The 18,638-nt window shown below is 66.1% G+C and carries 19 protein-coding genes and 3 pseudogenes; 7 read left to right on the top strand and 15 right to left on the bottom strand.

All coding sequences use genetic code 11. The features are described from left to right. From HDG37_RS24200 to HDG37_RS24185, 4 genes and pseudogenes are all read right to left on the bottom strand, one after another. Nucleotides 1–316 (bottom strand): annotated as a pseudogene (locus HDG37_RS24200) (IS3 family transposase); the annotation flags it as partial. A gap of 62 nt (nucleotides 317–378) precedes the next feature. Continuing rightward, nucleotides 379–849 (bottom strand): annotated as a pseudogene (locus HDG37_RS24195) (cytochrome c peroxidase); the annotation flags it as partial. Between the two features lie 23 nt (nucleotides 850–872). Further along, nucleotides 873–1,052: pseudogene (locus HDG37_RS24190) on the bottom strand (alkaline phosphatase family protein); the annotation flags it as partial. Beyond that, the gene (locus HDG37_RS24185; protein WP_184051926.1) at nucleotides 1,034–1,222 is read right to left on the bottom strand and encodes a hypothetical protein; all 189 of its coding nucleotides are present in this window, start codon (nucleotides 1,220–1,222) and stop codon (nucleotides 1,034–1,036) included. The gene HDG37_RS24185 and the pseudogene HDG37_RS24190, both read right to left, overlap by 19 nt. Nucleotides 1,223–1,462: 240 nt before the next feature. Between HDG37_RS24185 and HDG37_RS24180 the strand changes: the two genes are divergently transcribed. Then, complete coding sequence (locus HDG37_RS24180; RefSeq protein WP_090805534.1) at nucleotides 1,463–1,723, top strand: DUF6723 family protein; 261 nt, start codon at nucleotides 1,463–1,465, stop codon at nucleotides 1,721–1,723. Nucleotides 1,724–1,774: 51 nt separating this feature from the next. Here the strand turns inward: HDG37_RS24180 and HDG37_RS24175 are convergent, their stop codons facing one another. The 6 genes from HDG37_RS24175 to HDG37_RS24150 form a co-directional block, all read right to left on the bottom strand. Then, nucleotides 1,775–2,374, bottom strand: a complete 600-nt coding sequence (locus HDG37_RS24175; protein WP_090802595.1) for a rhomboid family intramembrane serine protease — start codon at nucleotides 2,372–2,374, stop codon at nucleotides 1,775–1,777. Between the two features lie 162 nt (nucleotides 2,375–2,536). Continuing rightward, nucleotides 2,537–4,354, bottom strand: coding sequence for a glutamine--fructose-6-phosphate transaminase (isomerizing) (gene glmS / locus HDG37_RS24170; RefSeq protein ID WP_184051903.1), 1,818 nt, complete (start codon nucleotides 4,352–4,354; stop codon nucleotides 2,537–2,539). Between the two features lie 59 nt (nucleotides 4,355–4,413). Continuing rightward, the gene (gene glmU, locus HDG37_RS24165; protein ID WP_184051901.1) at nucleotides 4,414–5,775 is read right to left on the bottom strand and encodes a bifunctional UDP-N-acetylglucosamine diphosphorylase/glucosamine-1-phosphate N-acetyltransferase GlmU; all 1,362 of its coding nucleotides are present in this window, start codon (nucleotides 5,773–5,775) and stop codon (nucleotides 4,414–4,416) included. A gap of 141 nt (nucleotides 5,776–5,916) precedes the next feature. Continuing rightward, complete coding sequence (gene ttcA / locus HDG37_RS24160) at nucleotides 5,917–6,918, bottom strand: tRNA 2-thiocytidine(32) synthetase TtcA (protein ID WP_184051899.1); 1,002 nt, start codon at nucleotides 6,916–6,918, stop codon at nucleotides 5,917–5,919. Between the two features lie 3 nt (nucleotides 6,919–6,921). After that, a complete protein-coding gene (locus tag HDG37_RS24155; RefSeq protein WP_090802589.1) occupies nucleotides 6,922–7,317 on the bottom strand; it encodes a dihydroneopterin aldolase in 396 nt (131 codons plus the stop codon). Nucleotides 7,318–7,408: 91 nt separating this feature from the next. After that, nucleotides 7,409–8,236, bottom strand: coding sequence for an SDR family oxidoreductase (locus tag HDG37_RS24150; RefSeq protein ID WP_184051897.1), 828 nt, complete (start codon nucleotides 8,234–8,236; stop codon nucleotides 7,409–7,411). 13 nt (nucleotides 8,237–8,249) lie between these two features. Between HDG37_RS24150 and HDG37_RS24145 the strand changes: the two genes are divergently transcribed. Together HDG37_RS24145 and HDG37_RS24140 are read left to right on the top strand one after the other, a co-directional pair. Beyond that, the gene (locus HDG37_RS24145; RefSeq protein WP_184051895.1) at nucleotides 8,250–9,452 is read left to right on the top strand and encodes a class I SAM-dependent methyltransferase; all 1,203 of its coding nucleotides are present in this window, start codon (nucleotides 8,250–8,252) and stop codon (nucleotides 9,450–9,452) included. Nucleotides 9,453–9,483: 31 nt separating this feature from the next. Further along, nucleotides 9,484–9,678, top strand: a complete 195-nt coding sequence (locus tag HDG37_RS24140; RefSeq protein ID WP_018418711.1) for a DUF2905 domain-containing protein — start codon at nucleotides 9,484–9,486, stop codon at nucleotides 9,676–9,678. Nucleotides 9,679–9,712: 34 nt separating this feature from the next. Here HDG37_RS24140 and HDG37_RS24135 read toward each other — a convergent pair whose 3' ends face one another. From HDG37_RS24135 to HDG37_RS24120, 4 genes are all read right to left on the bottom strand, one after another. Beyond that, on the bottom strand, nucleotides 9,713–10,945 hold the full coding sequence (locus tag HDG37_RS24135) for a multifunctional CCA addition/repair protein (RefSeq protein ID WP_184051893.1): 1,233 nt from the start codon (nucleotides 10,943–10,945) through the stop codon (nucleotides 9,713–9,715). Then, nucleotides 10,942–11,595 (bottom strand): glutathione S-transferase family protein, encoded by a 654-nt coding sequence (locus HDG37_RS24130; RefSeq protein ID WP_184051891.1) that lies wholly within the window; start codon nucleotides 11,593–11,595, stop codon nucleotides 10,942–10,944. Before HDG37_RS24130 ends, HDG37_RS24135 begins: the two co-directional genes overlap by 4 nt. Before the next feature lie 27 nt (nucleotides 11,596–11,622). After that, nucleotides 11,623–12,576, bottom strand: coding sequence for a complex I NDUFA9 subunit family protein (locus HDG37_RS24125; RefSeq protein WP_184051889.1), 954 nt, complete (start codon nucleotides 12,574–12,576; stop codon nucleotides 11,623–11,625). A gap of 82 nt (nucleotides 12,577–12,658) precedes the next feature. Further along, a complete protein-coding gene (locus HDG37_RS24120) occupies nucleotides 12,659–14,626 on the bottom strand; it encodes a lytic transglycosylase domain-containing protein (protein WP_184051887.1) in 1,968 nt (655 codons plus the stop codon). Nucleotides 14,627–14,703: 77 nt separating this feature from the next. Here HDG37_RS24120 and HDG37_RS24115 point away from each other — a divergent pair, with 77 nt between their 5' ends. Further along, a complete protein-coding gene (locus HDG37_RS24115; RefSeq protein WP_260334968.1) occupies nucleotides 14,704–15,246 on the top strand; it encodes a 5-formyltetrahydrofolate cyclo-ligase in 543 nt (180 codons plus the stop codon). Between the two features lie 50 nt (nucleotides 15,247–15,296). Here HDG37_RS24115 and HDG37_RS24110 read toward each other — a convergent pair whose 3' ends face one another. Then, nucleotides 15,297–15,809 (bottom strand): winged helix DNA-binding protein, encoded by a 513-nt coding sequence (locus HDG37_RS24110; protein WP_018418717.1) that lies wholly within the window; start codon nucleotides 15,807–15,809, stop codon nucleotides 15,297–15,299. A gap of 191 nt (nucleotides 15,810–16,000) precedes the next feature. On the opposite strand from HDG37_RS24110, the gene pxpB reads away from it, so the two are divergent. From pxpB to pxpA, 3 genes are read left to right on the top strand one after another with little or no spacing between them, the layout of a single operon-like run. After that, nucleotides 16,001–16,654, top strand: a complete 654-nt coding sequence (pxpB, locus tag HDG37_RS24105) for a 5-oxoprolinase subunit PxpB (RefSeq protein ID WP_184051885.1) — start codon at nucleotides 16,001–16,003, stop codon at nucleotides 16,652–16,654. Next, nucleotides 16,651–17,703 carry a biotin-dependent carboxyltransferase family protein gene (locus HDG37_RS24100; RefSeq protein ID WP_184051883.1) on the top strand — a complete coding sequence of 351 codons (1,053 nt, stop codon included), beginning with the start codon at nucleotides 16,651–16,653 and terminating at the stop codon, nucleotides 17,701–17,703. Before pxpB ends, HDG37_RS24100 begins: the two co-directional genes overlap by 4 nt. A 20-nt stretch (nucleotides 17,704–17,723) precedes the next feature. After that, nucleotides 17,724–18,476: a 5-oxoprolinase subunit PxpA gene (gene pxpA, locus HDG37_RS24095; RefSeq protein ID WP_184051881.1), complete on the top strand. Its 753-nt coding sequence runs from the start codon at nucleotides 17,724–17,726 to the stop codon at nucleotides 18,474–18,476. Nucleotides 18,477–18,638: the final 162 nt, after the last annotated feature.

The raw sequence follows: 18,638 nt of genomic DNA, 5'->3' as shown, positions 1-18,638 counted from the left end.
CCTCCTCGGGCTCGGCCAGCGCCTGCGTGGCGCTTTGCCGCCAGCAAGCCAGCTCGTGCGGGTACACACCGTTGGCGCGGCACCATGCGCTCCTGCCAGCCTCGTCCATCGCAGCGGTCGTCAGCACGGCGTCGAATCGGGCCGCCGCTGTCCAGGCCCGCTCGCGAGCGGGCCTGGACAGCGCATCATTGCGCCAGCGCTCCAGCGTCCCCACTCCCACGCCAACCTCACGTGCAACGTCTTCCAACGCCGCGCTCTCCGGTGGCAACAACCGCGCAACCGCTCTGTCCTTGAATGCTTGTCCGTATTTTGCCAATTCGTTTTCTCATAATCGCCCCCGGTTCATCGATTCTATCGGGGCGACAAGTATTCTGACGCGAGCGGGAAGTTCGCCTGATCGTGCAGATAGTTGAAGCGCCCGTCCCAGCCGAAGCCGCCGACCGGCGCGTGGTCCGTTTCGCTGAGCCGCTCGGACAGGCTCGCCGCCTGCGCATGCGTCCAGATCGGCGTACGGTTCAGCACGTAGCGCAGGCTCGGCACCGCGCGTCTGCCCTGCTGATGCAAGTCCGCGCCGCCCAGTTGCGCGGCGAGACCGTTGGGCGGCCCGTACGCGTGCTCGGGACTGTGGCAGCTCGCGCACGACATCTTGCCCGAGGCCGACAGCGCCGGATCGAAGAACATCAGTTTGCCGAGCGCGGCGGCGTCGCTATAGACGGGCTTCGCATCGGCGGAAGCCGGTGTCGCATTCGACGCAACAGCGGGCGCCGCACCGGCGCCCCCCAGTAACGCGCCGCCCATCAGGGCGGCGAGCGCTATCCGACGCGCGCTCGCGCGCGCCGTGAATCGCATGACAGCAGACAGCATCGAGTCTTTTACAGGTTCGTGAAGATGTCGCTGCCGAACCCCACCAGACCGGCCTGTCCCGCATAACCAAGGTGGTCGAGCTGGAAGATGTCCTCGATGCTCTTCAGCATCGAATAGTGGTTGTACGGCACCGTGGACACCGTGCCCGGCTTGATGAACTTCGAGATCATCACGGCGCCGGTCTGGTCGCGTAGTTTTCGTTTTCGAGCGTGATCACGAAGACGTGGCGAATCTGCTGCTGTCCGGTCAGTTGCAGCCCGCCGGACGAAGAAGACGAGCCGCAGGCGGCCACGATCAAAGCGATTAAAGCCGCGCAAGTGGCCATGACGAGTGCGCGTAGCCCAATGCGGTGTGACATGTTCGTTGCCCTCCGTTGCTGTCTTTTTGTTGCCCTGTCGGGAATGCGGTTTTATTTGTGGGCAGACTTTATGGAGCGCCTATGACATTGCCGTGAAAGTTGACGTTAGTTCACCGATAAAACCATTGGCGAACCAGCGGGTTGCCGACTCGATTCACGCTTCGCGCCGATTTGAGACAATGCGCGTCGGCCGCGCGCATCGTTGCACACCGCCTCAACGAACAACCGATGTTTTCAGCTATGAGCAAGACCGCGTTTATTCCCAGCGTCCCGGGCACCTCGGAGGACGACTTCGAGATTTCGGCGAGCGCGAAAATGGCCGGCTACCGGCGCTTCTTCGGCGTATTGAAGGTGGTGCGCACGACCGACGGCCGCGTGCTGTTTCCATTCGATGGCGCGCCCGAACTGGGCCCACACGCGAGCCGACTCGAAGCGCTCGCGGCCGCGCAGGTGTATGGCGAACACATCGTCGCGAGCGATCTGGCGCGGCCGGAGTTGTAGGATTCGTCGATCACCCGGCGATATGCCGATACGCGAAAAAATACGGGTGGGTCAGCGCACGCGTACCCGGTTTGCCGCGCCGGCCCCCGCACGCGCGGCGAGCACACCACCGAGCACGCCGCCGACATGGCTCTGCCACGACACATCCGGATAGATCGGCAGTACGCCGAACAGCAGGCTCAGACCGTAGCTGCTGACGACGACCAGGGCCACGAGGATCGACACGAGATTGCGCGTGTAGTAACCACGCGCAACCAGGTGACCCGCATAGCCGAACACCAGCCCGCTCGCGCCGATATGCACCGAATACGGCGCGCCGAATAGCCACGCGCAAAGACCGGCGCCGAGCATCGCGCCGATGGTCGCGCGCCAGAAGCCGGCGATGTTCGGCCACGTACACAGCCAGCCGAGTACGACGAGCCCGCTCGTGTTGGCGGCGATGTGTCCGACGCTCGCATGCAGCCACGGCGCGAACAGGATGCCCTGCAAGCCGTCGAGCGAACGCGGCACGACGCCGTGTTCGTTCAGATGCAGGAACGGCAACGCAACCGACAGAAAGAACACCGCCCACATCGAACCGACGAACAGCGCGATCAGCACGACGCGTGACTTCAGCTTTTCGGTTAGCGTGTTGGGAGATGAGGTCTTCATGATGACGAGGCCACGTGGGATGTCGACAGAGGGTAGTCGATGTGGCGTCGTCACGTCGAGGCATCGTGGCAAGACAGATGCCGATGGTGTTTCGTCCGCCGGAGCGCATGCCGGCGCGGCTGATTGCGTGAGCTTGCGGCCCGGTTTGCCGCTACGTCTTCGTCACTCCACCGTCACCGACTTCGCCAGGTTCCGCGGCTTATCCACATCCGTGCCACGCGCACAAGCGGTGTGATACGCGAGCAACTGCAGCGGCACGACGTGCAGGATCGGCGACAGCAAGCCATAGTGCTCTGGCATCCGGATCACATGCAGCCCTTCGCCGTTGACGATCTTCGTATCGGCATCGGCGAACACATAAAGCTCGCCGCCGCGCGCGCGCACTTCCTGGATGTTCGACTTCAGCTTTTCGAGCAGCGCGTCGTTCGGCGCGACCGTCACCACCGGCATCGCTTCGGTCACGAGCGCCAGCGGCCCGTGCTTCAGCTCGCCAGCCGGATACGCCTCGGCGTGGATATACGAAATCTCCTTGAGCTTCAGCGCGCCTTCGAGCGCGATCGGATAGTGCATGCCGCGTCCGAGGAACAACGCATGTTCCTTGCGCGAAAACTCCTCCGACCACGCGATGATCTGCGGCTCCAGCGCGAGCACGCTGTTGAGCGCCGCCGGCAGGTGGCGCAACTGCTTCAGATAACTCGCTTCCTGCTCGTCGTTCAAACGTCCGCGCAGCTTCGCGAGCGTTGCCGCCAGCATGAACAGCGCAACCAGCTGCGTCGTGAATGCCTTGGTCGACGCGACGCCGATCTCGCGGCCCGCGTGCGTGAGGAACGACAACCCGGTCTGCCGCACCATCGCGCTCGTGCCGACGTTGCAGATCGCGAGCGTGTGCTTGTGGCCGAGCCCCTGCGCGTGCTTGAGCGCAGCGAGCGTGTCGGCGGTTTCGCCCGACTGCGAAATCACCACCACCAGCGACTTCGGATTCGGCACCGACTCGCGATAGCGATACTCGCTCGCGATCTCGACCTGAGTCGGAATCTTCGCGAGCGATTCGAGCCAGTACTTGGCGGTGAGCCCCGAGTAGTAGCTGGTGCCGCACGCGAGAATCAGCAGGCTGTCGATGTCCGCGAACACCTGGCGCGCGCCCTCGCCGAAGATCGATGCATCGAACGCGTCGGCCTGCGGAATCGTGTCGGTGATCGCGCGCGGCTGCTCGAAGATTTCCTTCTGCATGAAGTGGCGATACGGGCCGAGTTCGACCGCGCCGCCATAGGCGGCCACCTGGCGCACCTCGCGTTGCGCGGCCTCGCCCTGGCGATCGGCGATGCGCACGCCATCGAGCGACAGTTCGCAGACGTCGCCTTCCTCGAGGAAGATGAAGCGCTCGGTGCTGCCTGCGAGCGCGAGCGCGTCCGATGCGAGGAAGTTTTCGCCGTCCCCGAGTCCGACCACGAGCGGCGAGCCCTGGCGCGCGCCGACCACCGTATGCGGCTGATCCTCGTGCAGCACCGCGATCGCATACGCGCCGTGCAGTTGCGCGATCGCCTCGCGCACCGCGGCGAACAGATCGCCGCGATACAGGCTATGGACCAGGTGCGCGATAACCTCGGTGTCGGTCTGCGAGACGAACTCGTAACCCTTGCCGCGCAGCATTTCGCGCAAGGTCTCGTAGTTTTCGATGATGCCGTTGTGTACCAACGCCAGCGCATCCCGCGAGAAGATCGGGTGCGCGTTGTCGGTGACCGGTGCGCCATGCGTGGCCCAGCGTGTATGCGCGATGCCCGTCACGCCTTCGAGGTGACCGTCGCGCACCTGGCCTTCGAGGTCGGCCACGCGCGCGACGCTGCGCGCGCGGCTCGGCCCGCGAGCGCCGAGCACGGCGACGCCGCACGAATCGTAGCCGCGATATTCGAGGCGTCGCAGTCCTTCGATCAGGACGGGAACGATATTACGTTGCGCAACCGCGCCGACAATGCCGCACATGGTGTATTCCTTTTCAGTGCCGGATTCAGTGAGCGCGCCGCGTGGGCACGCCGTATCGATCAGCTTTTCTTTTTGACAGGGCGCACGTAGCCCGTCTTGCTCGTCTGGGTTTTATCGTTCAACACCAGCGCGTCGGCGGCGACGTCCTTCCACACTGTGGTGCCGGCCGCGATCGTCGCGCCGCGCTGCACGCGCACCGGTGCGACCAGTTGCGTGTCCGAGCCGACGAACACGTCGTCCTCGATCACGGTGCGGAATTTGTTGGCGCCGTCGTAGTTGCAGGTGATCGTGCCCGCGCCGATATTCACGCGCGCGCCGACATCCGCATCGCCGATGTAGGTGAGGTGGTTGGCCTTCGAGCCATGACCGAGCACCGCGTTCTTGATCTCGACGAAGTTCCCTACATGAGACTCGTCTTGCAGCGCCGCGCCTGTGCGCAAGCGCGCATACGGACCGACAACGGCCTTCGCGCCGACTTGCGCGCCTTCGATGTGCGTGAACGCATCGACGCGCGTACCGGCGCCGATACTCGCGTTGCGAATCACGCAGTTCGGCCCGATGCTGACGTTGTCGGCCAGCGTCACACGGCCTTCGAACACGCAGTTGACGTCGATCGACACGTCGCGGCCGCATTCGAGCGTGCCGCGCACGTCGATGCGCGCCGGGTCGGCGAGCGTCACGCCCGCGACGAGTAGTGCGTCGGCGACATTGCGCTGATGAATCCGCTCGAGCTCGGCGAGTTGCTGCTTGCTGTTGACACCGAGCGTTTCCCACTCGTCGTCGGGCTGCGTGGTGACGACTTCGAGGCCGGCTTCGATCGCCATTTCGACCGCGTCGGTCAGATAGAACTCGCCTTGCGCGTTGTCGTTTTTGAGCGCCGCGAGCCAGCCGGCAAGGCGCGCGGTCGGCGCGACGATGATGCCGGTGTTGATTTCGGCGATCTTCATCTGCTCGGGACTCGCGTCCTTCTGCTCGACGATGCGTTGCACGTTGCCGTGCAGATCGCGCACGATGCGGCCGTAACCGGTCGGGTCGTCGAGCGTGACGGTGAGCACGCCGTAGCCGTCCTGGCCGGCACGCCCGGTCAGTGCGCGCAGCGTTTGCGCACGCGTGAGCGGCACGTCGCCATAAAGCACCAGCGTGGGCAACGAAGGATCGAGCAGCGGCAGCGCCTGCTGCACCGCGTGGCCGGTGCCGAGCTGTTGCTCCTGCACCGCGAACTGGATATCGGGCGCGGCGACGGCTTCGCGCACGGCTTCGGCGCCGTGGCCGATCACGACGATCAGGCGGGCGGGCTTCAGCGCGCGGGCGGTGTCGATGACATGAGCGAGGAGCGGCCGGCCGGCCAGAGGATGGAGCACCTTGGGAAGCGCGGACCGCATGCGCTTGCCGGTACCTGCCGCCAAAATGACGATGTTCATGGCGTCGGCAAATAGACGAGTTTGGAGCGGACGATTCTATCATGCTGCACCTGCAAAAAAGGCCGCAGACGCGGCCTCGGCAGGGCTTGCAAGCCAGTGGAAAAGCGCCGGAATGCCGCCGGAACAGGCACTTTTCGCTCGTTACAGGTCGTCGAACTGGACCAGCGAAATGGTCTTCGCACTGGTGAGCGGCGCGCCTTCGCCGCCGCTCGAGCATGGTTCTTCGTCGAACGCGATGTCGCCTTGCGGGTCGGCTTCGCCGCTCGCGCGCAGCCCCGCGAACGCAAACAGCTGGTGATCCATCAGATGCGACGGCACCACGTTCGACAACGCATTGAACATGTTCTCGATGCGGCCCGGGAAACGCTTTTCCCAGTCGCGGACCAGCGCCTTCATTTCCGCGCGCTTAAGGTTTGGTTGGCTACCGCACAGATTGCACGGAATGATCGGGAATTCACGCAGCTCGGCGTACTTCTCCAGATCGGTTTCCTTCACGTAGGCGAGCGGCCGGATCACGATGTTCTTGCCGTCGTCCGATTGCAGCTTGGGCGGCATGCCCTTCAACTTGCCGCCGTAGAACAGGTTCAGCAGCAGCGTTTGCAGGATGTCGTCGCGATGATGGCCGAGCGCGATCTTGGTCGCGCCGAGCTCGCCGGCGACGCGATACAGGATGCCGCGCCGCAGCCGCGAGCACAGCGAACAGGTGGTCTTGCCCTCCGGCACGAGCCGCTTGACGATGCTGTAGGTGTCCTGATTCTCGATGTGAAACGGAATGTCGAGCTGGGTCAGATACTCGGGCAGCACGTGCTCGGGGAAGCCCGGCTGCTTCTGGTCGAGGTTTACCGCGACGATGTCGAAATTGATCGGCGCGCGCTCGCGCAGCCGCATCAGGATTTCGAGCATCGCGTAACTGTCCTTGCCGCCCGACAGGCACACCATCACCTTGTCGCCGTCCTCGATCATGTTGTAGTCGCCGATCGCCTGGCCGACCTGGCGCGCGAGACGCTTGAAGAGCTTGTTGTTCTCGTACGCTTCCTTCTGCTCGCGGCGGGTGAGCGGCGATTTCGGGGCGCGGGCGGCGCTCGGTGCCGCGGTGGCGTCAGCGGCTTCGTTGTCTGCGCTCAGGATTTCCGGTGCGTTCATCGCTCAGTCCTCCTTGATGCGGAAGACTTCGACGCCGACCGCATCGCAGTCCGGATACACGTCCGGCTTTTCGGTCGACACGCGCGCGCCGCGCACCTGCGGATGTTCGAGCATCGCGCGCACGAGGTCGTCGCACAGCGTTTCCTGCAGATGAATATGGCCTTGCGAGACGCGCCTGGCGATCGTCGAGCGCATGAAGTCGTAGTCGACGACTTCGGTGAGCTTGTCGTGCACCGGCGTGGACATCGCGAGCGGCACGAACAGTTCGACGTTGATCACGACGCGCTGCTCGCCGCGCTTTTCGAAGTCGTGCACGCCGATATTGATGTGCACTTCGTAATTGCGCAGAAAAAGCCGGCGGCAATCGGCGAGCCGGGGGTGCGAAAGAGCGGCAAACATGTTCGTTCCAGTCCAAAAAAGCGTGCGGGGCACGCAAAGGGGCGCTTCGCCACACGCGATGGCCGCCGCGAAGGCCGGCCACGCGCGCGTGTCAGGCGCCCGTCAAAAACATCACGTCGCGCGGCAGCGGCACGAGATGCTGCCCGCCGTCGACCACCAGCGTCGTTCCGGTAACGCCGGCTGCATCCGCGAGATACAGCGCGGCGGCGACGATATCCTCGGGCCGCGACGCACGGCCAAGAGGCGTCATACGGTGAGCGGCCTCGAACCCGTGCTGGGTCTGGTCGCCCGATTGCATGGTCAGCCCGGGCGCGAGCCCGACCACCCGGAGCTTCGGCGCGAGCGCCTGAGCGAGCGCGACCGTCGCGGTCTGCAGCGCCGCCTTCGACAGCGTGTACGACAGATAGTCCGGGTTCATGTTGTACAGCTTCTGATCCAGCACATTGATGACGACGCCGCGCTGGCTTTCGTCGCGCAACGCCGCATCGGGCGTCGCGTCGTAGAGCATGCGCGCGAGCACGAGCGGCGCGCCGACGTTCATCGCGGTCAGCTTCAGCAGCAGCTCGTAGCCGACGTCGCGCGCCGTGTCTTCCTCGAAGCGCGACGCGTTATTGACGATGCACGACGGCCGCCCGAGCGCAGCGGCGCAGTCCGGCAGCAGCCGGGCGACCTGCGTCTCGACGCCGAGATCGGCGTGCAGCGCGACCGCGCGGCGGCCCAGCGCGACGATCTGCGCGACCACTTCGTCGGCGTCCTCACGCGAGGCACCGTAGTGCACGGCCACGTCCCAGCCGCGCGCGGCGAAGCCGAGGGCGAGCGCGCGCCCGATGCGGCGCGCGGCGCCCGTAATCAGCACGACGCGGGGCGTTTCGGGCGGCAGTTCAGCCGCGCGGGCAGCGATGTCCGGAGAAACGGTCATTTACAATGCGGGGATGAATCCCAAAGCTCACCAGCCCGATAGTTTACCTGCTCCCGGCCCGAGCGCGCTCGCGCAGTCCGACGCGCTCGTCGCCGAGATCCGCGCGCAGCTCGACGCGGTCGGCGGCTGGCTGCCGTTCGACCGCTACATGGAGCGCGCGTTGTACGCGCCGGGTCTTGGCTACTACAGCGGCGGTGCGCGTAAATTCGGCCTGCGCGCCGACGACGGCAGCGACTTCGTCACCGCGCCGGAATTGTCGCCGCTGTTCGCCGCGACGCTCGCGCGCCCGCTCGCCGAAGCGCTGGAGGCGAGTGGCACGCGCGATGTGATGGAGTTCGGCGCCGGCACCGGCAAGCTCGCCGCGGGCTTGCTCAATGCGCTCGACACGCTCGGCGCCGGGTTCGACAGCTATTCGATCATCGATCTATCGGGTGAGCTGCGCGAGCGGCAGCGCGAAACGATCGCGGCGGCCGCGCCCGCGCTGCTCGCGAAAGTGCGCTGGCTCGACGCGTTGCCGCAGCGCTTCGAAGGCGTGGTGATCGGCAACGAGGTGCTCGATGCGATGCCGGTGCGGCTCTTCGCGCAAAACGGCGGTGTCTGGCGCGAGCGCGGCGTGGTGTGGCGCGACGGCGCATTCGCGTTCGACGACCGGCCCGTCGCGGCCGCCGCGGACCTCGCGCTGCTGACCGAAATCGATGCGACCCGCGAACCGGCCGGCGACGACTACGTGACAGAAACGCACGAAGCCGCGCGCGCCTTCACGCGCACCATCTGCACGATGCTCGCGCGCGGCGCGATCTTGCTGATCGACTACGGTTTTCCGCGCCACGAGTACTACCACGACCAGCGCGCGCAGGGCACGCTGATGTGCCACTACCGGCACCGCGCGCACGGCGACCCGTTCCTGTACCCCGGTCTGCAGGACATCACCGCGCACGTCGAATTCACCGGCATCGCCGAGGCGGGCGTCGAGACCGGCGCGGACCTGCTCGGCTTCACATCGCAAGCGCGCTTCCTGCTGAACGCGGGCGTCACCGAGGTGCTCAGCGAAATCGATCCCGCCGACGCCGCGCGCTTTCTTCCCGCCGCCAACGCGGTACAGAAGCTGCTGTCCGAGGCGGAGATGGGCGAGCTCTTCAAGGTGATCGCGTTTTCGCGTGGACTCGACGATACGCTGCGCGCCTTTTCGAGCGGCGATCGTTCGCATACGCTGTGACTGTGAATCCGCTCTGGCTCGAGGACTCGCGATGATTCGCTGGCTTTTGACGACCTTCGTTGCCGTCGCGGTGCTGTCGTCGTGCTGGCCGTGGCTGAGGAAGCTCGGCATCGGCCGGATGCCCGGCGACGTGACCTTGCGGCTGTTCGGCCGCGAGTATCCGTTTCCGTTCATGTCGACGCTGGTGCTGTCGATGCTGTTGTCGCTGTTGGCGCGGGTGTTGTAGGCGCCGTCGCGCGCTACTTTACGCCCGCGCGACTTCAAGCCAGCGCAGCCTCTACCGCACGCACGCGCTCCTCATGCACGGCGTCCTTGATGCCGGCCGGCGCATCGGCGAGCCGCTGCGCCACTGCCCCTGCATCCACGCCTCGCGCGGCCACCAGTGCGAGCCTCAGCCGCTCGGCCTGCGGGTACTCGCTCATCTCGAGGCCGAGCCGCCCGCGTGCATCCGACTCGCAGGCCTGCAGCGCCTCGGCGAAGCGCGCCGGCTTCCTGATCGCGTCGCTGCGCTCGAGCAGGCGCACCAGAGCCGCCGCCCCCATCTCCATCACGCGATGAATATTGCCGTGTTCGCGCGCGACCAGCAGCGCCAGATCGCGGCACTCGTTCGGCACGCGCAGCCGCTCGCACAGCGGCTTCAGCAGATCGACGCTGCGGCCCTCGTGGCCGATGTGCCGCGGCAGCAGATCCTCCGGCGTGGTCGCCTTGCCGAGGTCGTGCGTCAGCGCCGCGAAGCGCACCGGCAGCGCGTAGCCCTGCTGCGCGGCATGGTCTAGCACCATCATCACGTGGACACCGGTATCGACCTCGGGATGATAGTCGGCGCGCTGCGGCACGCCGAACAGCGCGTCGATCTCCGGCAGAATCCGCGCGAGCGCGCCGCAGTCGCGCAGCACGCCGAACATCCGCGACGGCTTCTTCTCCATCAAGCCGCGCGACACCTCCTGCCACACGCGCTCGGCCACCAGCGCATCGGCTTCGCCCTCGGCGACCATCTCGCGCATCAGCGCCAGCGTTTCCGGCGCGACCGTGAAATCGACGAAACGCGCCGCGAAACGCGCGATGCGCAGAATCCGCACCGGATCTTCGAGGAACGCTGCGCTGACATGGCGAAAAAGCCGCGCCTGCAAGTCAGCCTGGCCGTTGAACGGATCGATGACGGGGCCGGTCAGCTCGCCGTCCGGGCGCACCTCGCGCGCCATCGCGTTGATCGTCAGATCGCGGCGCGCGAGGTCTTCTTCGAGCGTCACGTCGGGCGCATAGAAAAACTGGAAGCCGTGATAGCCGGCCGCCGTCTTGCGCTCGGTGCGCGCGAGCGCGTACTCCTCGTGCGTCTGCGGATGCAGGAATACCGGAAAGTCCTTGCCCACCGGCCGATAGCCCTGCGCGACCATCTGCTCGGGTGTCGCTCCCACCACCACGTAGTCGCGGTCCTGCACCGGCACGCCGAGCAGTTCGTCGCGGACCGCGCCACCTACTGCATAGATATTCATGGGCATTCGTCTTGATAGGCGATCGCGTGCGTTTCGCGGCGCGAGGCGTCGATCCATGCATTGACCGCGGGCAGCTCGGTGAGCCGCTCGACATAGGCGGCTGCGGTCTCCGACAACGCCGGCTTCCACGTGTTGAAGCGCATCGCGACCGGCGCGAACATCGCGTCGGCAATGCCGAATTCGCCGAACAGGAACGGACCGCCGTAGGTCTCGAGGCAGTCGCGCCAGATCGTCTCGATCCGCGCGATATCGGCGAGCGCGCCCGGCGTCGCGTTCTTGCCCGGGAACGACGCACGGATGTTCATCCACATCTTCGAGCGCAACTCGCCGAACCCCGCATGCATCTCGGCGCTGACGCTGCGCGCATGTGCGCGCGCCGCCGCGTCTCGCGGCCACAGCGCGTGTTGCGGGAAGCGCTCGGCGAGCGTTTCGGCGATCGCCAGCGAATCCCACACGGCCTGCCCGGCGTCGTCGATCAGGCACGGCACCTTGCCCGGTCCGCGCGGCGCCTGAGCGCGGATCTTCGCATTCGTGTCCGCTTCGTACAGCAGGATCAATTCCTCGTCGAACGGAATGCCGAAGTGCGTGAGCAGCAGCCACGGACGCATCGACCACGACGAATAGTTCTTGTCACCAATCAGCAGTTTCATACTGGTTATCAGGTAGAGGGAAAGGCTTCAGCGTCCGGCGTTGGCGCGGAACGTGTCGAGTCGCGAACCCGAGGCAGCACCGGTCAGGTACGTCGGCACGATCGCTTCGATGCTGACCGGTTCGAGTCCGAGCTCGGGCGCGAGCGGCCCGCTCAGAATGTTGGCGACCTTCATCGAATCGAGATTGTCGCGCGAAATCACCGGTTCGCCCGGCGCCATTTCGAAGCTCAACGCCTGCAGGCGCGCGAGCGGCTCGGGCAGACGGATGATGCGCGCATGCTTGCCGATCACGTCGCCGCAGTACGAAACCAGGTCTTCGAGCGTGTAGACGGTCGGACCGCCGAGCTCGTAGGTGCGGCCGCTCGCGCCATCGAGATCCAGCACGTTGACGATCGCCTTCGCGACGTCGCCGACATAGACCGGTTGGAACTGCGCGTCCGGCATCGCGAGCGGAATGGCCGGAAACACGCGCTGCAGGAACGCGAACTTGTTCAGAAACGCGTCCTCGGGTCCGAACACGACGGACGGCCGGAAGATCGTCCACCCGACGTTCGCCGCATGCACGGCTTTCTCGCCGTCGGCCTTCGAGCGCGAATACATGCTCGGGCCGTTCGGATTGGCGCCTAGCGCGCTCAGATGAATCAGCCGATGCACGCCCTTGCCTTCGCAGGCGGCGACGATGCGCGTCGGCAGCTCGACGTGCGCATGCGCGAACTCCCGCCCATAGGGCTTGCCGCGTTTGCCGTTCAGGATACCGACGAGATTGATTACGCAATCGGCGCCCTCGACGAAGCGCGCGAGTTGCACCGGATCGAACACATCGGTTTCGAGCACGTCGATCGGCAGCATGGTCAGATGTCGCGCGTTGTAGCGTCGCCGTGTGGCGACGCGCACGTCCTTGCCCGTCTCGACGAGCGCGTTGACGAGGTAGCTGCCGATAAACCCTGAACCGCCGATGACCGCGATGGCTTGATGTCGCATTTTTCGACTCCCTGATGGAAGCCGCGGCAACGGCTGGCGAAGCGCGCCGCAACCTCGAAGCGAGATTGCGGCGCCAAGGCGCTTACGGTGCGATGTAACCCAGGCGCGCCTTCAGCGATTGCGGACGGCCTTCGAACAATGCCGCGTAGTAGACCGTGTTGGACAACACATTTTTCACGTAGTCGCGAGTTTCCTGAAACGGAATCGCCTCGGCGAAGACCGCGCCTTCGACCGGGCGCTGCAGCGACTGCCGCCAGTTGCGCGGACGGCCCGGACCTGCGTTGTAGCCGGCGGTGGCCAGCACGGCGGACCCGTCGAACTGATTGTAGATCATCGCCAGGTAGTTCGTGCCGAGCAGGATGTTGGTGTCGATGTCGTTCATCTGCTCGCGCGACACCGGTCCCAGACCGATCTTCTTCGCGACCAGTTGCGCGGTGGCGGGCATGAGCTGCATCAGTCCGCCCGCGCCGACGCCGGAGCGCGCGTTGATGATAAAGCGCGACTCCTGGCGAATCAGCCCGTACGCCCACTCGACGTCGAGCCCGCTCGACTGCGCGTCCTGCTCGACGATGTTGCGGAACGGCGATAGATAGCGCAGCGAAAAATCGTGCTCGCTCTTCGTGCGGTCCGCGGTGTTGACGGTGCGGTCGTACAGCTCGATGCGGCGCGCGTACTCGGCGGCGGCGAGCAGTTGCCGGTCGGACATGTTGCGCAACGGCCAGTTCCACTCGCGATTGCCTTCGAGCCGCAGGTTCAGACCATAGAAGCGCTGCGCGAGACCGAAGCCCGGCGTGGTGCCGGCTTGCTGCACTTCGGCGTCGGTCACGGTGGTTTTCGGCGGCACGGTGATCTTCTGGCCGAGCTCTTCGAGCGCGAGCTGGCCGTAGAAGTTGAAGTTCGACGCGATCGACTGGAATTCCTGACTGGCCGTGGCCGTGTCGCCGGCCTCCTTCAGCGCGCGCGCGTGCCAGTACACCCACGACGGTTGCTTGCGCAGCGACTCGGGCATCTGCTCGATCGACCAGCGCACCATGTTCCAGTCGCCTGCGAGCAGCGCGCTGCGTGTGCGCCATTCATACGCGGGATTCGACAGCGGCGCGTTGGCCGACAGCCGGAACCAGTCGACCGCGCCAGGCATCTGCTTGAGCGCGCCCTGATAGCCGATCGTGCCCCAGCCGATCGCGCGCTCCGGCGAATTCAGCGACGGCGCGACCGACGCGAACGTGGCCGCGGCCATGGCCGGATCGTTGCGCGCCATGCGCGTGATGGCGAGCAGCGCCAGCTGGTGCGATTGCGCATCCGGTCCGACGCCGCGCGCGAGCAATAGCGGCGGCGTATTGGTCGCCTGGCTGAACAGCACCGGGTCGGGCGGCTGGTCGCCGAGCGCGTCGACGAGCTTGCTGCCGGTGCTCGTGTAGTTCTGCTCGTACGCGAGACGGATTTGCGCCCAGATGTCGTCGGCGCTGAACTGGTGGTTCACGCCGAGCACCGTGATCAGATCGACGCAGCCGTCGCCGTACCACTTCGGCTCGACGAGCAGCGCGCGCGCCGCGTCCGCGACGTTCTCGCCGCGCGACGCGCGCGATTCGAGCGCGTAGCACTTGACCTGAGTGTCGTCGTCGAGCACGAACTTCGCGTACTGCTGGTCGAAGTTGCGCCAGTCGTGACGCGTGCCGAGCACCGTCAGGTAGTCGTTGCGCATGCGATCGGCGATCGCCTGGCCGTCGTACTTCTGCAGGAACGCGAGCACGGGCGCGTCCGGTGCGTCGATGCGCGCATGGCCGGTCGAATCGAACAGCTGCGGCTTGATCTGGAAGTACTCCAGATACGAGGGCGCCGGATAATTCGGGATCATGCTCGCGAGCTGGGCTGCGCGCGCCGCGTCGTTAGTACGCGAGGCTTCGCGAAGCTGGACGAAAATCTGGTCGTCGTTCGTGAGTTGCGAGATCGGAAGGGGCTTGACGGCCGAGGCAGTGCTGCAGGCCACGAGTGCCGCTGCGGCAAGCGCGACACTGGTCGCGCGATATACTCGAAAAAGGCGTTTTGACATCGTTGTTTCTGGAGCGCGAATTGGACCCAAGCATAGCATGCAACCCTGTCCCGGCAACGAAAAAGGCGCTGCGCCGGATGTTGCTGGAAAGCCGTCTGCAAGCGGCTTCCGAGCCGGCGAAGAATGCCGCGCTCGGGCGTCGGATGCTCGACGCGCTGAAGCACTACGCGGTACGCAGCGCGGGATTCTACTGGCCGCTTGCCGGCGAGTTCGACGCGCGCGGCGCGATTGCGCTCTGGCTTGCCGCGGACTCGCACCACGAAGCCAGTCTGCCAATCATTAAAGAACGTGGCGTGGCGCTCGAATTCCATGCCTGGACGCCCGCGACGTCGATGAAAATCGGCCATCACAAGATTGCCGAGCCCACCTCGGGGCGCGTGGTGCTGCCCGAGCTGCTGTTCGTGCCCTGCGTGGGTTTCGACTCGGACGGCTACCGCCTCGGCTACGGCGGCGGCTATTACGACCGCACGCTGGCCGGCTGGCCGGCGGCGCACAAGCCGATCACGGTCGGCATCGCCTACGAAGCGTGCCGCACCGACACGCTGGAACGCGAGGCGCATGACATTGCGCTCGATCTGATCGTCACGGAGGCGGGGTTTCATCCGGCGCTGCCGGGCTGAACGCGGATGCGCGGCGTGCGACGCGCCGGCGCTTGCGCGGTGTCTCCTCGTTACAGCGAAGCCGCCGCGCGCGCCGCCGTGTCGTACAGGCCCGACGCATTGCGCATCAACTGCGCGGCCTCGCCGATCTGCTGGTTGGTCAGGCCGCTTTCCTTGAGCGTCGATATCAGGCAGTTTTCGCGCACCTCGCGATACTTCAGGCATAGTTCGCGCCCCGCGTCGGTTGCGGAAAAGAACACTTCCTTGCCGGTCTTTTCGCTTTTTACGTACCCTCTAGCTACGAGCTTTTTCAACGCGTACGTCGCGACGTGCGTGTCCTCGATGTTCAGCACGAAGCAGATGTCCGCGAGCTTCTTGCGGCGTTCGCGATGGCTCACGTGATGCAGCAGCGACACCTCGATCGCGGTCATGTCCTTGTCGCCGGCCGCCGACATGCAGCGCACCATCCAGCGGTTGAACGCATTGCCCGCCATGATCAGCGCGTATTCGAGTTCCGAGAGTTCCGCGCTGCTCTCGGAGACGAGATGTTCCGACGAAACGATCTTGGTGGGATGACGCGTCATACGAGGTTCCCGTGACGAAAATGGGCTGGAAAAGTGTCGCAAGTGTACGACGATGCTCGCCGCCGACGAGCCTGGCAAAAACGCTTATTGGTAAATCGTCAATATTTTATTGATAATGTACGCTCCAAACGTCGCCGACTCCGTGCCGCGCTGTCCGCCTCATCCTCCGACTCGATCCGGGCCGCCCAGTCATGAGCCAACCACGAATTTTTCCCCTCGGCGATGCCGCGCTCGTCTGCGAAGCACCGCCGCCCGCCACGCTGGAGTGCCAGCAGCGCGTGTGGGCTGCGGCCGAAGCCGCGCGCGACTGGCCGCAGGTGCTCGAAGTCGTGCCCGGCATGAACAATCTGACGCTCGTGTTCGACCCGCTCTCGACCGACGCCGACTCGCTCGGCGAGCAGTTGCTGACGGCCTGGAACGCAGCGGCCGAAGCCGTCGCGCCCGGGCGCGACGTCGAGATTGCAGTGCAGTACGGCGGCGCATTCGGCCCCGATCTGCAGGCGGTCGCCGAATATACGGGCTTGAGCGCGCGCGAGGTCGTCGAACGTCATGCGGGCGGCGTCTACGTGGTGTTCTTTCTCGGCTTCCAGCCCGGCTTCGCCTATATGGGTGGGCTCGACACCGCGCTGCACACGCCGCGCCGCGCGTCGCCGCGGCTCGAGGTGCCGGCGGGCTCGGTCGGCATCGGCGGCGAGCAGACTGGCATCTATCCGGCGGTGTCGCCGGGCGGCTGGCAGCTGATCGGCCGCACCGAGGTGCCGCTGTTCGATCCGGCGCGCCGTCCGCCCACGCTGCTGCAACCCGGCGACCGGGTGCGCTTCACGATCGCGGGGATGCACGCATGATCGACGTGATCCGCGCGGGTCTCCAGACCACGATCCAGGACCTCGGCCGCCACGGCTATCGGCATCTCGGCGTCGCGATGGGGGGGGCGCTCGACCGGCTGTCGCTCGAAGTCGGCAACCGGCTGGTCGGCAACCGCCCCGACGCGGCCGGCCTCGAAATCACCTTCGGCCCGACCGCGCTGCGCTTTTTGCGCGCGACGCGCGTCGCGATCACCGGCACCGAGTTCGGCGCGACGCTCGACGGCAAACCCGTCTATTCGTATTGGAGTCTGCCCGTGCAGGCCGGCCAGGAGCTCGTGCTGCACGCGGCGAAGCGCGGCATGCGCGGCTATGTCTGCGTGGCGGGCGGCATCGACGTGCTGCCGATGCTCGGCTCGCGCAGCACCGACCTTGCCGGCCATTTCGGCGGACTCGGCGGCCGCGCGCTCAACGACGGCGACCGTCTGCCGGTCGGCGCGCCGCAGCAGCGCGGCCACCTCGGCTTCACGCCCGAGGCGCCCGAGTTCGGCGTGAAGGCGCCCGCCTGGTGCAAGTTCGTGCTGGTCAACGAGCCGCTGCGGCGCGGTCGTCATCCGACGGGCGTGCCGTGGGCCATACCGATCCGCGTGCTGCGCGGCCCCGAATACGACAGCTTCACCGCGGATGCACAGCAGTCGTTCTGGTCCGACGAGTGGCTCGTGACGCCGAACAGCAACCGCATGGGCTATCGCCTTGCCGGCACCGAGCTGAAGCGCACGCACAAGACTGACCTGCTGTCGCACGCGGTACTGCCCGGCACGATCCAGGTGCCCCCGAACGGTCAGCCGATCGTGCTGATGAGCGACGCGCAGACCACCGGCGGCTATCCGAAGATCGGCGCGGTGATTCAGGCCGATCTGTGGAAGCTCGCGCAGGTGCGCCTGAACGGTGCTGTCCGTTTCATCCCGACGACGCCCTACGAAGCGCGCCAGGCTTTGCTGGAAGAACGCACGTATCTGCGGCAGATCGATGCCGCGATCGCGATGCATGAAGAGCGTTGCGCGCGCCGGGTGGCGCTCGCGGCGCTGTGACACTGAGTAAAGGAATCCCCATGGAAATCGATCTGAACGCCGATCTCGGCGAAGGCTGCGGCTCCGACGAGGCGCTGCTCGACCTCGTGAGCTCGGCCAACATCGCATGCGGCTGGCATGCGGGCAGCCCCAACGCGATGCGCGACTGCGTGCGCTGGGCCGTGCAGAAAGGCGTGTCGATCGGCGCGCATCCGAGCTTCAACGATCCCGAGAATTTCGGCCGCAAGGAAATGGAGCTGCCGGCGGGCGAGATCTACGCGGGCGTGCTGTATCAGCTCGGCGCGCTGTCGGCGATCGCGCAGGCCGAGGGCGGGCGCATCGCGCATGTGAAGCCGCACGGCGCACTGTACAACCAGGCCGCGCGCGACGCGAAGATCGCTGACGCGATCGTCTCCGCGGTGCACGATTTCGATCCGTCTGTCGCGGTGTTCGCACTCGCCAACAGCGGGCTCGTGAGCGCCGCGCGCAACGCGGGCCTGACCGCGATCGAGGAAGTGTTCGCCGACCGCGGCTATCGCGCCGACGGCTCGCTCGTGCCGCGCAAGGAGCCGGGCGCGCTGCTCGACGACGAGGACGAAGTGCTCGCGCGCACGCTCGTGATGATCCGCGAGCAACGCGTGAAGGCCGTCGACGGACAGTGGGTGCCGTTGAACGCGCAGACCATCTGCCTGCACGGCGACGGCCCGCATGCGCTGGCGTTCGCGCGACGCATTCGCGGCGCGCTCGCCGACGCAGGCATCGAAGTGCATGCGGCGAGCGCCGCGCGCGTTTGAGCGTTCGCAACACCGCCGTCCACACCGCGCGCGTCTAGCCGATCCAGCGCGCGTGACCGATCCAGCGCCCCGCTTCCCCGCGGGGCGTTCGCCAGCTGGGGCATCGATTGCGATGCCCGCTGCAAACCCACGGGTGCCGACACACGCGGATCCGCGGGGCAG

The sequence above is a fragment of the Paraburkholderia sp. MM5384-R2 genome, from assembly GCF_014201025.1.
Taxonomy (GTDB): domain Bacteria; phylum Pseudomonadota; class Gammaproteobacteria; order Burkholderiales; family Burkholderiaceae; genus Paraburkholderia; species Paraburkholderia tuberum.
This window is presented reverse-complemented; position numbering and strand designations above follow the sequence as displayed.

Bases quoted from the DNA above. Each gene is read 5' to 3' on its own strand.
- HDG37_RS24185 (WP_184051926.1), bottom strand. From the start codon at position 1,222: ATGTCACACCGCATTGGGCTACGCGCACTCGTCATGGCCACTTGCGCG.
- HDG37_RS24180 (WP_090805534.1), top strand. From the start codon at position 1,463: ATGAGCAAGACCGCGTTTATTCCCAGCGTCCCGGGCACCTCGGAGGAC.
- HDG37_RS24175 (WP_090802595.1), bottom strand. From the start codon at position 2,374: ATGAAGACCTCATCTCCCAACACGCTAACCGAAAAGCTGAAGTCACGC.
- glmS (WP_184051903.1), bottom strand. From the start codon at position 4,354: ATGTGCGGCATTGTCGGCGCGGTTGCGCAACGTAATATCGTTCCCGTC.
- glmU (WP_184051901.1), bottom strand. From the start codon at position 5,775: ATGAACATCGTCATTTTGGCGGCAGGTACCGGCAAGCGCATGCGGTCC.
- ttcA (WP_184051899.1), bottom strand. From the start codon at position 6,918: ATGAACGCACCGGAAATCCTGAGCGCAGACAACGAAGCCGCTGACGCC.
- HDG37_RS24155 (WP_090802589.1), bottom strand. From the start codon at position 7,317: ATGTTTGCCGCTCTTTCGCACCCCCGGCTCGCCGATTGCCGCCGGCTT.
- HDG37_RS24150 (WP_184051897.1), bottom strand. From the start codon at position 8,236: ATGACCGTTTCTCCGGACATCGCTGCCCGCGCGGCTGAACTGCCGCCC.
- HDG37_RS24145 (WP_184051895.1), top strand. From the start codon at position 8,250: ATGAATCCCAAAGCTCACCAGCCCGATAGTTTACCTGCTCCCGGCCCG.
- HDG37_RS24140 (WP_018418711.1), top strand. From the start codon at position 9,484: ATGATTCGCTGGCTTTTGACGACCTTCGTTGCCGTCGCGGTGCTGTCG.
- HDG37_RS24135 (WP_184051893.1), bottom strand. From the start codon at position 10,945: ATGAATATCTATGCAGTAGGTGGCGCGGTCCGCGACGAACTGCTCGGC.
- HDG37_RS24130 (WP_184051891.1), bottom strand. From the start codon at position 11,595: ATGAAACTGCTGATTGGTGACAAGAACTATTCGTCGTGGTCGATGCGT.
- HDG37_RS24125 (WP_184051889.1), bottom strand. From the start codon at position 12,576: ATGCGACATCAAGCCATCGCGGTCATCGGCGGTTCAGGGTTTATCGGC.
- HDG37_RS24120 (WP_184051887.1), bottom strand. From the start codon at position 14,626: ATGTCAAAACGCCTTTTTCGAGTATATCGCGCGACCAGTGTCGCGCTT.
- HDG37_RS24115 (WP_260334968.1), top strand. From the start codon at position 14,704: ATGTTGCTGGAAAGCCGTCTGCAAGCGGCTTCCGAGCCGGCGAAGAAT.
- HDG37_RS24110 (WP_018418717.1), bottom strand. From the start codon at position 15,809: ATGACGCGTCATCCCACCAAGATCGTTTCGTCGGAACATCTCGTCTCC.
- pxpB (WP_184051885.1), top strand. From the start codon at position 16,001: ATGAGCCAACCACGAATTTTTCCCCTCGGCGATGCCGCGCTCGTCTGC.
- HDG37_RS24100 (WP_184051883.1), top strand. From the start codon at position 16,651: ATGATCGACGTGATCCGCGCGGGTCTCCAGACCACGATCCAGGACCTC.
- pxpA (WP_184051881.1), top strand. From the start codon at position 17,724: ATGGAAATCGATCTGAACGCCGATCTCGGCGAAGGCTGCGGCTCCGAC.